This window comes from Candidatus Pantoea formicae, from assembly GCF_011752625.1.
In the GTDB taxonomy this organism is placed as follows: domain Bacteria; phylum Pseudomonadota; class Gammaproteobacteria; order Enterobacterales; family Enterobacteriaceae; genus Pantoea; species Pantoea formicae.
In genome coordinates this window covers 168,519-181,735 of record NZ_VWXD01000004.1, presented here as the reverse complement: position 1 = coordinate 181,735, position 13,217 = coordinate 168,519, and the positions used below count along the sequence as shown (strand labels likewise).

The window sequence follows — 13,217 nt, the reverse complement described above, 5'->3', positions numbered from 1 at the left end:
GTAAGCCTCCTTTTTTTATAATGAATCAGCTCAATTTCAATCATCTCTATTATTTCTGGCAGGTGTGCAAAACCGGTTCCGTGGTGCGCGCCGCTGATGTCCTGTGCCTGACGCCTCAAACGGTGACGGGGCAGATTAAAGCACTGGAAGAGCAATTGGGTGGCGTGCTGTTTCGTCGCCAGGGGCGTGGTTTAGTGCCTAATGAACTCGGACAACTGGTGTTTCGTTATGCCGATCGTATGTTCATGCTCAGTCAGGAAATGCTGGATATCGTTAACTATCGCAAAGAGTCGCATCTGTTGTTCGATGTGGGGGTGGCGGATGCGTTATCGAAACCACTGGTGAGCAAAGTGCTGGAAGCGGCCGTGGTGGCGGAGGAGAAAATTCATCTGCGCTGTTTTGAGTCAACGCACGAGATGTTGCTGGAGCAGCTGAGCCAGCACAAGCTCGATATGATTGTCTCGGATTGCCCAATCGACTCCACTCAACAGGAGGGGTTGTTCTCCGTGAAACTCGGCGAGTGCCCGATCAGCTTTTGGTGCAATGCACCGCTGCCCAATCGGCCTTTCCCGGCGTGTTTAGAGCAGCGTCGCCTGTTAATTCCTGGACGTCGGTCGATGCTGGGTCGCAAGCTACTGAACTGGATTCACAGCCAGGGTTTACAGGTGGATATTCTGGGCGAGTTTGATGATGCTGCTTTGATGAAAGCCTTCGGTGCGCAGAACAATGCGATTTTCGTTGCGCCGACGTTATACGGAGCGGAGATCTATCGTGACGATACGATTCGTGAAATTGGGCGCCTGGAGGCGGTGATGGAGGAGTATCATGTGATCTTTGCCGAGCGTATGATTCAACATCCGGCGGTGCAGCGCATCTGCAATCGTGATTTCAGCGCACTGTTTAATACCAAATTGCAGGCATAAAAAAACCGGCTAAGCGCCGGTTCTTTCGACAAAGCGATGACCTAACAGGCGATTAAGCCAGTTTGGTGATCTGTGCAGCCAGGTTTGCTTTATGGCGTGCAGCTTTGTTTTTGTGGATCAGACCTTTAGCAGCCTGACGGTCCACGATTGGTTGCATTTCGTTGAATGCGTTCTGCGCAGCAGCTTTGTCGCCTGTTGCGATAGCCGCGTATACTTTCTTGATGAAAGTACGCATCATTGAACGGTTGCTTGCGTTATGCTTGCGACGTTTCTCAGATGTTACGGCGCGTTTCTTAGCTGATTTGATATTAGCCAAGGTCCAACTCCCAAATGTGATCTATATGGACAAATCAAAGGCCGAGGACTATGCCTTTTGCGCCTTCTTTTGTCAATGGATTTGTGCAAATAAGCGTCGTTTTAACAACGGCACTTGATTACGTAATTGATGGCGCAGGATTCTACCAGCAACACGTCGCTGAATACAGTATTTCGCAGTAAAAATCTTCATTCCCTGCCTGAGCAATGGCTTGCGTAGCGATAAAGCCACACCATACGCAGGAAAGGCACGCAGACGGGTTAACCTGAAGGCCATTCAAGGGTATAATCCGCCGATTTCCACCGGTTTGAGTCAGCCATGAAGTTTATCCGCGGTATTTATAATCTGAAAGAGCAGCATCGCGGCTGCGTCCTGACCATTGGCAATTTCGACGGCGTTCATCGTGGCCACCAGGCTTTGATGGCGGAATTGATTGCTGAAGGACGTAAACGCAACCTGCCGGTGGTGGTGATGCTGTTTGAACCGCAACCGCTTGAATTGTTTGCCGGTGACAAAGCCCCGGCGCGCCTGACGCGTTTGCGTGAAAAACTGAAGTACCTTGAACAAGCGGGTATTGATGCGGTGCTCTGTGTCCGCTTTGACCGCCGTTTTGCTGCGCACTCTGCACAGAGTTTTATCGCCGAACTGTTGGTGGATAAACTCGACGTGAAGTTTCTTGCGGTGGGTGATGATTTCCGCTTTGGCGCTGGTCGCCAGGGCGATTTCCTGTTATTACAGAAAGCCGGTGTGGAGTATGGCTTCGATGTCATCAGCACCCAGACCTATTGTGATGGCGGAACACGTATCAGCAGTACAGCGGTACGTCAGGCGCTGGCGCAGGATGATTTTGCGCAGGCACAAGCGCTGTTGGGCCATCCGTTCAGCATTTCAGGCCGCGTCGTGCACGGTGATGCACTGGGGCGCACCATTGGTTTTCCCACTGCGAACATCCCTTTACGCCGCACCGTAACACCGGTGAAAGGCGTGTTTGCGGTTGAAGTTTTAGGCCTGGGCGATAAGCCTGTCCCTGGTGTGGCCAACATTGGTACGCGCCCGACGGTTAAAGGTCTGCGTCAGCAGCTTGAAGTTCACCTGCTTGACACACATATGAATCTTTATGGGCGCCACATTGATGTGGTGTTGAAACAGAAGATTCGCGACGAACAGCGTTTCGCTTCGCTGGACGCGTTGAAAGAACAAATTGCGAAAGATGTGGTGACGGCCCGCCAATTTTTTGGGCTTCAAGCACCGGTTTAATGACCGAAATACGGAACCGAGAATCTGATGAGTGACTATAAATCTACCCTGAATTTGCCGGAAACGGGGTTCCCGATGCGTGGCGATCTGGCCAAACGCGAACCGGGAATGCTGCAACGTTGGTATGATGACAACCTGTACGGCATCATCCGCGAAGCCAAAAAAGGGAAAAAAACCTTTATTTTGCATGATGGCCCTCCTTATGCGAACGGCAGCATTCATATTGGTCACTCAGTTAACAAGATTCTGAAAGACATTATCGTTAAGTCGAAAGGCATGGCGGGATATGACTCGCCGTATGTGCCGGGTTGGGACTGCCACGGTCTGCCGATTGAGCATAAAGTTGAACAGATGATCGGTAAGCCGGGCGAGAAAGTCAGCGCGGCGGAGTTCCGTGAAGCTTGCCGTAACTATGCTGCTGAGCAGGTTGAAGGCCAGAAGAAAGATTTCATCCGTCTTGGCGTGCTGGGCGACTGGGATCGTCCATACCTGACCATGAATTTCAAAACCGAAGCCAACATCATCCGTGCGCTGGGTAAAATCATCGGCAATGGCCATCTGCACAAAGGCGCGAAGCCGGTGCACTGGTGCATGGATTGCCGTTCAGCGCTGGCTGAGGCGGAAGTCGAGTACTACGACAAAACTTCACCGTCCATCGACGTGATGTTTAACGCCGTCGATGCCGATGCGGTGCGCGCTAAGTTTGGCGTTGCAGCCTCTGAAGGCCCGATTTCTCTGGTTATCTGGACCACCACCCCGTGGACCATGCCGGCCAACCGTGGCATCTCACTGCATCCAGAATTCGAATATCAGCTGCTGCAAATCGAAGGCCGCAGCCTGATCCTCGCTAAAGAGATGGTTGAGAGCGTGATGAAGCGCGCGGGTATCGCTAACTGGAAAGTACTGGGCGAATGCAACGGCGCGGCACTTGAGCTGCAGCTATTCCAGCATCCGTTCCTTGAGCAGATCCAATCCAAAGTTGTACTGGGCGAGCACGTTACACTGGAAGCGGGTACCGGTGCCGTACATACCGCACCAGGCCACGGCCCAGATGACTATGTAATCGGCCAGAAATACGGTCTGGAAACCGCTAATCCAGTGGGGCCAGATGGCGCGTACCTGCCAGGCACCTATCCAACGCTGGACGGCGTAAACGTGTTTAAAGCCAACGATATGATCGTTGAGCTGCTGAAAGAGAAAGGCGCGCTGCTGCACGTTGAAAAACTGCTGCACAGCTATCCGCACTGTTGGCGTCATAAAACCCCGATCATCTTCCGTGCTACCCCGCAGTGGTTCATCAGCATGGATCAGAAAGGCCTGCGTGCGCAGTCGCTGAAAGAGATCAAAGGCGTACAGTGGATCCCAGACTGGGGCCAGGCGCGTATCGAAGCGATGGTAGCGAACCGTCCAGACTGGTGTATCTCGCGTCAGCGTACGTGGGGCGTGCCAATGGCGCTGTTCGTGCACAAAGAGACCGAGCAGCTGCATCCGGATACGCTGGAGCTGATGGAAAAAGTCGCTAAGTGTGTAGAGCAGGACGGTATTCAGGCGTGGTGGGATCTTGATCCGCGCGATCTGATGGGCGATGACGCTGACCACTACGTCAAAGTGCCAGATACGCTGGATGTGTGGTTCGACTCAGGTTCAACCAGCTACTCCGTGGTTGATGCACGTCCAGAGTTTGGCGGCCATACACCGGATATGTATCTGGAAGGTTCGGATCAGCATCGCGGCTGGTTCATGTCTTCGCTGATGATCTCGACGGCGATGAAAGGCAAAGCGCCTTACCGTCAGGTACTGACGCACGGTTTCACCGTGGACGGTCAGGGCCGTAAGATGTCGAAATCCATCGGCAACACCGTGGCACCGCAGGACGTGATGGACAAACTGGGCGCGGATATCTTGCGCCTGTGGGTCGCCTCAACCGATTACTCCGGTGAAATGGCGGTGTCCGATGAGATCCTGAAGCGTGCCGCTGACAGCTATCGTCGTATCCGTAACACCGCGCGATTCCTGCTGGCTAACCTCGCGGGCTTCAACCCGGCGACGGATTGCGTGAAGCCAGAGGAGATGGTGGTGGTGGATCGTTGGGCGGTTGGCCGTGCGCTGGCTGCACAGCAAGACATCGTCCAGTCTTACGAGAACTACGATTTCCATGAAGTAGTGCAGCGTCTGATGCACTTCTGCTCTATCGAAATGGGCTCGTTCTATCTCGATGTGATCAAAGATCGTCAGTACACCGCCAAAGGTGACAGCCTGGCACGTCGCAGCTGCCAGACCGCGCTGTGGCATATCGTTGAAGCGCTGGTGCGCTGGATGGCGCCGATCATGTCCTTCACTGCCGATGAAATCTGGGGTTACCTGCCAGGTGAGCGCGCGAAGTACGTGTTTACCGAAGAGTGGTATGAAGGCCTGTTTGGTCTGGCGGATAACGAAGCACTGAACGACGCTTACTGGGATGAGCTGCTGAAAGTGCGCGGCGAAGTCAACAAAGTGATCGAGCAGGCGCGTAACGATAAGCGTATCGGCGGCGCGCTGGAAGCCACTGTAACGCTGTATGCCGACGCTGAACTGGCGGCTAAACTTCAGGCGCTGGGCGATGAACTGCGCTTTGTGCTGCTGACCTCTGGCGCCACGGTGGCGGATTACGCCACTGCCAGCGATGAAGCACAGCAGAGCGAAGTACTGAAAGGTCTGAAAATCGCACTGCACAAAGCAGAAGGCGAGAAATGTCCGCGCTGCTGGCATTACACTACTGACGTCGGCCAGAATGCAGAGCATGCTGCGGTCTGTGGACGTTGTTACACCAACGTAGCCGGCAACGGTGAAGTGCGGAAATTTGCCTGATGAAAATCTGCTCTACCGGATTGCGTTGGCTGTGGTTGGTGCTGGTGGTGATCGTGATCGATTTCGCCAGCAAGCAGTGGATCATGAACAACATGATGCTGCATGAAACCAAACCGCTGATTCCGTATCTGAATCTGTTCTACGCGCATAACTATGGCGCGGCGTTCAGTTTCCTGGCGGACAAAGGCGGTTGGCAGCGCTGGTTCTTTGCCGGCATTGCGATTGCTATCGTTGTGGCGCTGGTGGTGATGATGTATCGCAACCGCGCCAGTAATAAATTAACCAATATTGCTTATGCGCTGATTATCGGCGGGGCATTGGGTAACCTGTTTGATCGTGCTTATCACGGCTTCGTGGTCGACTTCATCGACTTCTATGTTGGAGACTGGCACTTCGCCACCTTTAATATCGCTGACTGCGGAATCTGCATCGGCGCGGCGTTGGTGGTGTTAGAAGGTTTTCTCACCCCGAAAGATAAACAGGTAAAAGAGAAAGGGTAACAGATGACCGACTTCGTACAGCGCGATAGCGCGTTGCTGGTGCATTTCACGCTGAAGCTGGAAGATGGCTCAACAGCGGAATCCACACGCGCCAACGGCAAACCAGCGCTGTTCCGTCTGGGAGATGGCAGCTTGTCTGGTGCATTAGAACAGGAACTTTTAGGGCGTAAAGTCGGCGATAAGCACGCCTTTACCCTGGCCCCGGAAGATGCCTTTGGTGGCACCAGTCCGGACCTGGTTCAGTACTTTTCGCGCCGTGACTTTAAAGACGCTGGCGAACCCGAAGTCGGTTCCATCATGCTGTTCAGCGGCAGAGGTGGCAGCGAAATGCCGGGCGTGATCCGTGAAATTTCCGGTGACTCTATCACCGTTGATTTCAACCACCCGTTAGCCGGTCAGCGCATTCAGTTTGAAATTGAAGTGCTGGAGATCGACCCAGTGCTGGAGGGCAGCGATGCAAATCCTGTTAGCTAACCCTCGCGGTTTTTGTGCCGGCGTGGATCGCGCCATCAGTATCGTGGAGCGCGCGCTGGAGATGTACGGCGCGCCTATCTACGTGCGTCATGAAGTGGTGCACAACCGCTACGTGGTGAGCAGCCTGCGCGATCGCGGCGCGATCTTTATCGAAGAGATCAGTGAAGTGCCGGACAATGCCATCCTGATCTTCTCGGCGCACGGTGTTTCTCAGGCGGTGCGTGCGGAAGCGAAAGCGCGCAATCTTACTATGCTGTTTGATGCCACTTGCCCGCTGGTCACCAAGGTGCATATGGAAGTGGCGCGCGCAAGCCGTAAAGGTGTGGAAGCCATTCTGATTGGTCATGCCGGACACCCTGAAGTGGAAGGTACCATGGGGCAGTACAACAACCCCAACGGCGGCATGTACCTGGTGGAGTCACCGGAAGATGTGTTCAAGCTGACCGTTAAAGATGAAGGCAATCTGTGCTTTATGACGCAGACGACCTTATCGGTTGATGATACGTCAGATGTAATTGATGCACTGCGTCAACGCTTCCCGGCGATTATCGGTCCACGCAAAGATGACATCTGCTATGCCACCACTAACCGTCAGGAAGCGGTGCGCGTTTTGGCACGCGACGCTGAAGTGGTATTGGTGGTGGGCTCGAAAAACTCTTCTAACTCCAATCGTCTGGCCGAACTGGCACAACGCGCGGGGAAACTGGCGAAGCTGATTGATTCAGCGGACGACATTCAGGAAGAGTGGGTTAAAGATAAGCAGATCATCGGTGTTACCGCGGGTGCCTCGGCCCCGGATATTCTGGTGCAGCAGGTGATTCAGCGCTTGAAAGAGTATGGCGGCGAAGCAGCGATTGAGCTGATTGGTCGCGAAGAGAACATCGTGTTTGAAGTACCCAAAGAACTGCGCGTCGAAGTACGTAACGTGCAGTAAGCGGGATACCGCAACGGAATCAGGCCGACATTGTTCGGCCTTTTCTTTATCTGTCACCACCGTAATCATCACTTCCAGCAGGTGGGATTGCATTTACTGATAATGTTTGGCGGCTGGCATAAAATTCTTATATCCCTTTTTTATTGTGGCGTGACGGTTATCTGACCGTTAACCTGTTTACGCTTTGCATGCATAGATTTGTATCAGGAATGAATAATTATGAGTGATATCCGCATTGCTATCGTTGGTGCGCCGGGCCGCATGGGACGCAATTTAATTCAGGCCGCGCAGCAGGCGGAAGGGGTAGCGTTAGGCGCAGCATTGGCGCGCAGTGGCTCATCACTGCTGGGCAGTGATGTCGGTGAGTTGGCCGGCATCGGTAAAATCGGCGTGATTCTGACCGATGATTTATTGCAGGTCGTCGATGATTTCGATGTGCTGATCGATTTCACACGCCCGGAAGGTACGCTGGAATATCTGGCATTCTGCCGCAAGCATAAAAAGGCGATGGTGATTGGCACCACCGGCTTTGATGAGGCGGGCAAAGAAGCGATTCGCGCTGCTGCTGAAGAGATTGGCATTGTGTTTGCCGCTAACTTTAGTGTAGGTGTGAACCTGGTGCTGAATCTGCTGCAGCAAGCGGCCAAAGTGATGGGTGACTATGCTGATATTGAAATCGTAGAAGCGCACCACCGTCATAAAGTTGATGCACCATCAGGTACAGCGCTAGCGATGGGGGAAGCCATTGCTGATGCGATGAACTGGAATTTAGACGAGCACGCCGTCTACGCCCGTGAAGGTCATACCGGTGAACGTAAAGCACAGACTATTGGTTTTGCGACCGTACGTGCAGGCGATATTGTCGGAGAGCATACGGCAATGTTTGCGGATATCGGCGAGCGTGTAGAGATTACCCATAAGGCTTCCAGCCGCATGACTTTTGCTAATGGCGCAGTTAAGGCGGCAAGTTGGTTGAAGAACAAGAAATCTGGCCTCTATGATATGCGAGATGTGCTGGATTTATCGATGTTGTGAGTGTTGTGAACCATCGTGATGTGGTTATTTCAATCGGTAAGATGATGATTGAATAGGGCAATGTGATCATTGCCCTTTATTTTACCTGTTAAAATGATGGCTTGATTGTTGTTTTTCATTGTGGCGCCTATTTTTCAGTGTTTATGTCTATTAAGAGGTCGGTCAGATGCGATTTTTGACCATTTGGTCAAAAATTTATGCGTGGTAGCACGTGTTTGCGATTATTGCCGCTCAGCAATCGTTTATTTTCCTCACTTATCTCACTCTTTTATCGCCTTTCTCGCTTTTTAACATTCAACAGCCTTAAAAATACAAAAAAATAGCCACTCAGGGTAGACAAGCTTAAGGTCGATCATTAGAATGCGCGCAATTTGCCAAAATTCGAGTGTTCAGGCGGATTTTGCATTGATTCGGGCATGTATTTTGAATTAATATGCAAATATTATGACTGTTTATTCCCTGGAGGATGTTTTGATTAAGTCAGCGCTCTTGGTTCTGGAAGACGGAACCCAATTCCACGGTCGGGCCATCGGGGCAACGGGGTCGGCAGTGGGGGAAGTCGTTTTCAACACGTCAATGACTGGTTATCAAGAAATCCTCACTGATCCTTCCTATTCCCGCCAAATCGTTACCCTCACTTATCCCCATATCGGCAATGTTGGTGTTAACGCCGCCGATGAAGAATCCAGCCAAATCCATGCTCAAGGCCTCGTTATTCGCGACCTGCCGCTAATCACCAGCAACTTCCGCAGTGAAGAAAGCCTGTCAGCTTACTTGCAGCGCAATAACATTGTCGGCATCGCCGACATTGATACGCGTAAACTGACACGTTTGCTCCGTGAGAAGGGTGCACAGAGCGGCTGCATTATTGCGGGTGATAATCCAGATGCGGCACTGGCGCTGCAAAAGGCGCAGGCGTTCCCGGGCTTGAAAGGGATGGATCTGGCAAAAGAAGTGACCACCGCAGAAACTTACGCGTGGCAGCAGGGTAGCTGGACACTGGAAGGGGATTTGCCTGAGCAGAAAACGGCTGCAGAGCTGCCGTTCCATGTTGTCGCCTACGACTTCGGCGCTAAGCGCAACATCCTGCGCATGCTGGTGGATCGTGGCTGCCGTTTGACGGTTGTCCCGGCAAAAACCAGCGCAGAAGAGGTACTGGCACTGAATCCAGACGGCATCTTCCTGTCGAACGGTCCTGGTGACCCGGAGCCGTGCGACTACGCCATCAATGCCATTCAGGCGTTCCTGAAAACCGACATTCCGGTGTTCGGTATCTGTCTTGGCCATCAGCTGCTGGCGCTGGCAAGCGGTGCGAAAACCATCAAGATGAAACTTGGCCACCACGGCGGCAACCATCCGGTCAAAGATCTCGACAACAATGTGGTGATGATTACTGCGCAGAACCACGGTTTCGCGGTTGATGACAGCCAGCTGCCAGCGAATCTGCGTGTCACGCATGTGTCGCTGTTCGACCAAACGGTGCAAGGTATTCACCGCACAGATAAACCGGCCTTCAGCTTCCAGGGACACCCTGAAGCGAGCCCAGGCCCGCACGATGCGGCGCCGCTGTTCGATCACTTTATCGAACTGATCGAAGCTTACCGTTCTAACGCGAAGTAATCAGGAGCCCACGATGCCAAAACGTACAGACATAAAATCCATCCTGATCCTTGGCGCTGGCCCGATTGTTATCGGCCAGGCATGTGAATTTGACTACTCCGGTGCGCAGGCGTGTAAAGCGCTGCGTGAAGAGGGTTACCGCGTCATTCTGGTGAACTCCAACCCGGCCACCATCATGACCGACCCGGAAATGGCCGATGCGACCTATATCGAGCCGATCCACTGGGAAGTGGTGCGTAAGATCATTGAAAAAGAGCGCCCGGATGCGGTTCTGCCGACCATGGGCGGCCAGACAGCGCTGAACTGCGCGCTGGAGCTGGAACGTCAGGGCGTACTGGCAGAGTTCGGTGTCACCATGATTGGTGCGACCGCAGACGCTATTGATAAAGCCGAAGACCGCCGCCGCTTTGATGTGGCGATGAAAAGTATCGGTTTGGGTACTGCTCGCTCTGGTATCGCGCATACCATGGAAGAAGCACTGGCCGTGGCTGAAGATGTTGGCTTCCCGTGCATCATTCGTCCTTCCTTTACCATGGGCGGCACCGGTGGCGGTATCGCTTACAACCGTGAAGAGTTCGAAGAGATTTGCGAACGTGGTCTGGATCTTTCTCCGACTAATGAGCTGCTGATTGATGAGTCGCTGATTGGCTGGAAAGAGTACGAGATGGAGGTGGTGCGTGATAAAAACGACAACTGCATCATCGTCTGCTCAATTGAAAACTTCGATGCGATGGGTATCCACACCGGTGACTCGATCACCGTGGCACCGGCGCAAACCCTGACGGATAAAGAATACCAAATCATGCGTAACGCCTCGCTGGCGGTACTGCGTGAAATCGGCGTTGAAACCGGCGGCTCTAACGTCCAGTTCTCAGTCAACCCGAAAGATGGTCGTCTGATTGTTATCGAGATGAACCCACGCGTGTCACGCTCTTCAGCGCTGGCCTCCAAAGCCACCGGTTTCCCGATTGCGAAAGTCGCCGCGAAACTGGCAGTGGGCTTTACCCTTGATGAGTTGATGAATGACATCACTGGCGGTCGTACCCCAGCATCGTTTGAGCCGTCAATCGACTACGTTGTGACCAAGATTCCTCGCTTCAACTTCGAGAAGTTCGCCGGTGCCAATGACCGCCTGACCACGCAGATGAAATCGGTCGGTGAAGTGATGGCGATTGGCCGTACCTTCCAGGAATCGATGCAGAAAGCGCTGCGCGGTCTGGAAGTCGGTGCTAACGGCTTCGATCCGAAAGTGGATTTGGATGATGCTGAAGCGCTGACCCGCATCCGTCGCGAACTGAAAGATGCCGGTTCTGACCGTATCTGGTACATCGCGGATGCGTTCCGTGCCGGTATGTCAGTGGATGGCGTGTTCAATCTGACCAACATTGACCGCTGGTTCCTGGTACAAATCGAAGAGCTGGTGCGTCTGGAAGAGCAGGTTGCGCGCGAAGGCGTCAACTCTCTGAACGCCGATTTCCTGCGTGCACTGAAGCGCAAAGGCTTTGCTGACGTGCGTCTGGCAAACCTGGCAGGCGTGGCCGAGAGCGAAATTCGCAAGCTGCGTCAGCAGTTCAACCTGCACCCGGTATACAAGCGTGTGGATACCTGTGCGGCAGAATTCTCCACCGACACCGCGTATATGTACTCCACTTATGAAGAAGAGTGCGAAGCGAATCCAAACCAGGATCGTGACAAAATCATGATTTTGGGCGGCGGTCCAAACCGTATCGGTCAGGGTATCGAGTTCGATTACTGCTGCGTACATGCGGCGCTGGCGCTGCGCGAAGACGGTTACGAAACCATTATGGTGAACTGTAACCCGGAAACCGTATCGACTGACTACGACACCTCTGACCGCTTGTACTTCGAACCCGTAACGTTGGAAGACGTGCTGGAAATCGTGCGCATCGAGAAGCCTAAAGGCGTCATCGTGCAGTACGGCGGCCAAACCCCGCTGAAGCTGGCTCGTGCGCTGGAAGCGGCAGGCGTGCCCGTGATTGGTACCAGCCCTGATGCGATTGACCGTGCTGAAGATCGTGAGCGTTTCCAGCAGGCGGTTGATCGCCTGAGCCTGAAGCAACCGGCTAACGCCACCGTTGCCACGCTGGAGCAAGCTGTTGAGAAAGCCGCAGGTATCGGTTATCCGTTGGTGGTACGTCCTTCTTATGTACTGGGCGGCCGTGCGATGGAAATCGTTTATGATGAAATCGACCTGAAGCGTTACTTCCAGACCGCGGTGTCTGTTTCCAACGATGCGCCTGTACTGCTCGACCGTTTCCTGGATGATGCGGTGGAAGTCGACGTTGACGCCATTTGCGATGGTGAGCGCGTACTGATTGGCGGCATCATGGAGCACATCGAACAAGCAGGTGTCCACTCCGGTGACTCCGCATGTTCATTGCCGGCTTATACGCTGAGCACTGAAATCCAGAACGTGATGCGTCAGCAGGTTGAGAAACTGGCCTTCGAGCTGAACGTGCGTGGTTTGATGAATGTGCAGTTCGCGGTGAAGGACAACGAGGTTTACCTGATTGAGGTGAACCCACGTGCGGCGCGTACCGTGCCATTCGTGTCTAAAGCGACCGGCGTACCTTTAGCGAAAGTGGCCGCGCGCGTGATGGCAGGTAAAACCCTGGCTGAGCAAGGCGTCACGAAAGAAATCATTCCACCGTACTACTCGGTCAAAGAAGTGGTGCTGCCGTTCAACAAGTTCCCAGGCGTTGACCCGATTCTTGGCCCAGAAATGCGTTCTACTGGTGAAGTGATGGGTGTCGGCCGTACCTTCGCTGAGGCGTTTGCCAAAGCGATGCTGGGTGCGCAGAGCAACATGAAGAAAACCGGTCGTGCGCTGCTGTCAGTGCGTGAAGGTGACAAGAAGCGCATTGTGGACTTGGCTGCCAAATTGCAGAAGTTTGGTTTTGAGCTGGACGCGACGCACGGTACCGCTGTAGTGCTAGGTGAAGCCGGTATCAACCCACGCTTGGTCAACAAGGTGCATGAAGGCCGTCCACACATTCAGGATCGTCTGAAGAACGGTGAATACACCTATATCGTCAATACCACGGCTGGACGCCAGGCGATTGAAGATTCCAAGCTGATTCGTCGCAGTGCGCTGCAATATAAAGTGCATTATGACACCACCTTGAACGGTGGTTTCGCAACAGCGATGGCCCTGAATGCGGATCCCACTGAGAAAGTGATTTCGGTGCAGGAAATGCACGCGCAAATTAAAGGCTAATCAGTCCTTTAGTTGAAATAAAACGGTTCCTTCGGGAGCCGTTTTTTTGTTTATTTACCGTTGGTTTAATAAC

Annotated in this window: 10 protein-coding genes; 9 read left to right on the top strand and 1 reads right to left on the bottom strand. The window is 53.3% G+C overall.

From position 1 onward, the window contains the following. The first annotated feature begins 20 nt into the window (after nt 1–20). Nucleotides 21–923: a transcriptional activator NhaR gene (gene nhaR, locus F3J38_RS13370; RefSeq protein ID WP_167139126.1), complete on the top strand. Its 903-nt coding sequence runs from the start codon at nt 21–23 to the stop codon at nt 921–923. A gap of 52 nt (nt 924–975) precedes the next feature. Here nhaR and rpsT read toward each other — a convergent pair whose 3' ends face one another. Next, nucleotides 976–1,239 carry a 30S ribosomal protein S20 gene (rpsT, locus tag F3J38_RS13365; protein ID WP_034826107.1) on the bottom strand — a complete coding sequence of 88 codons (264 nt, stop codon included), beginning with the start codon at nt 1,237–1,239 and terminating at the stop codon, nt 976–978. 318 nt (nt 1,240–1,557) lie between these two features. On the opposite strand from rpsT, the gene ribF reads away from it, so the two are divergent. The 8 genes from ribF (at nt 1,558) to carB (ending at nt 13,144) form a co-directional block, all read left to right on the top strand. Next, nucleotides 1,558–2,496 (top strand): bifunctional riboflavin kinase/FAD synthetase, encoded by a 939-nt coding sequence (gene ribF, locus F3J38_RS13360; RefSeq protein ID WP_167139124.1) that lies wholly within the window; start codon nt 1,558–1,560, stop codon nt 2,494–2,496. A gap of 27 nt (nt 2,497–2,523) precedes the next feature. Beyond that, a complete protein-coding gene (gene ileS / locus F3J38_RS13355) occupies nt 2,524–5,343 on the top strand; it encodes an isoleucine--tRNA ligase (protein ID WP_167139122.1) in 2,820 nt (939 codons plus the stop codon). Next, nucleotides 5,343–5,843, top strand: a complete 501-nt coding sequence (gene lspA / locus F3J38_RS13350) for a signal peptidase II (protein WP_167139120.1) — start codon at nt 5,343–5,345, stop codon at nt 5,841–5,843. Before ileS ends, lspA begins: the two co-directional genes overlap by 1 nt. A 3-nt stretch (nt 5,844–5,846) precedes the next feature. Continuing rightward, the gene (fkpB, locus tag F3J38_RS13345; RefSeq protein ID WP_167139118.1) at nt 5,847–6,317 is read left to right on the top strand and encodes an FKBP-type peptidyl-prolyl cis-trans isomerase; all 471 of its coding nucleotides are present in this window, start codon (nt 5,847–5,849) and stop codon (nt 6,315–6,317) included. Next, nucleotides 6,298–7,251, top strand: a complete 954-nt coding sequence (gene ispH, locus F3J38_RS13340; protein WP_167139116.1) for a 4-hydroxy-3-methylbut-2-enyl diphosphate reductase — start codon at nt 6,298–6,300, stop codon at nt 7,249–7,251. The genes fkpB and ispH overlap by 20 nt, the downstream gene beginning before the upstream one ends. 219 nt (nt 7,252–7,470) lie before the next feature. After that, nucleotides 7,471–8,286 (top strand): 4-hydroxy-tetrahydrodipicolinate reductase, encoded by an 816-nt coding sequence (gene dapB / locus F3J38_RS13335; protein ID WP_167139114.1) that lies wholly within the window; start codon nt 7,471–7,473, stop codon nt 8,284–8,286. A 471-nt stretch (nt 8,287–8,757) separates the two neighbouring features. Continuing rightward, nucleotides 8,758–9,906 carry a glutamine-hydrolyzing carbamoyl-phosphate synthase small subunit gene (gene carA / locus F3J38_RS13330; protein ID WP_034826093.1) on the top strand — a complete coding sequence of 383 codons (1,149 nt, stop codon included), beginning with the start codon at nt 8,758–8,760 and terminating at the stop codon, nt 9,904–9,906. Between the two features lie 13 nt (nt 9,907–9,919). Further along, on the top strand, nt 9,920–13,144 hold the full coding sequence (gene carB / locus F3J38_RS13325) for a carbamoyl-phosphate synthase large subunit (RefSeq protein WP_167139111.1): 3,225 nt from the start codon (nt 9,920–9,922) through the stop codon (nt 13,142–13,144). Nucleotides 13,145–13,217 lie beyond the last annotated feature (73 nt).

What these genes read in the sequence shown, in the direction of transcription:
- nhaR (WP_167139126.1), top strand. Translation starts at nt 21, where the DNA reads ATGAATCAGCTCAATTTCAATCATCTCTATTATTTCTGGCAGGTGTGC.
- ribF (WP_167139124.1), top strand. Translation starts at nt 1,558, where the DNA reads ATGAAGTTTATCCGCGGTATTTATAATCTGAAAGAGCAGCATCGCGGC.
- ileS (WP_167139122.1), top strand. Translation starts at nt 2,524, where the DNA reads ATGAGTGACTATAAATCTACCCTGAATTTGCCGGAAACGGGGTTCCCG.
- lspA (WP_167139120.1), top strand. Translation starts at nt 5,343, where the DNA reads ATGAAAATCTGCTCTACCGGATTGCGTTGGCTGTGGTTGGTGCTGGTG.
- fkpB (WP_167139118.1), top strand. Translation starts at nt 5,847, where the DNA reads ATGACCGACTTCGTACAGCGCGATAGCGCGTTGCTGGTGCATTTCACG.
- ispH (WP_167139116.1), top strand. Translation starts at nt 6,298, where the DNA reads ATGCAAATCCTGTTAGCTAACCCTCGCGGTTTTTGTGCCGGCGTGGAT.
- dapB (WP_167139114.1), top strand. Translation starts at nt 7,471, where the DNA reads ATGAGTGATATCCGCATTGCTATCGTTGGTGCGCCGGGCCGCATGGGA.
- carB (WP_167139111.1), top strand. Translation starts at nt 9,920, where the DNA reads ATGCCAAAACGTACAGACATAAAATCCATCCTGATCCTTGGCGCTGGC.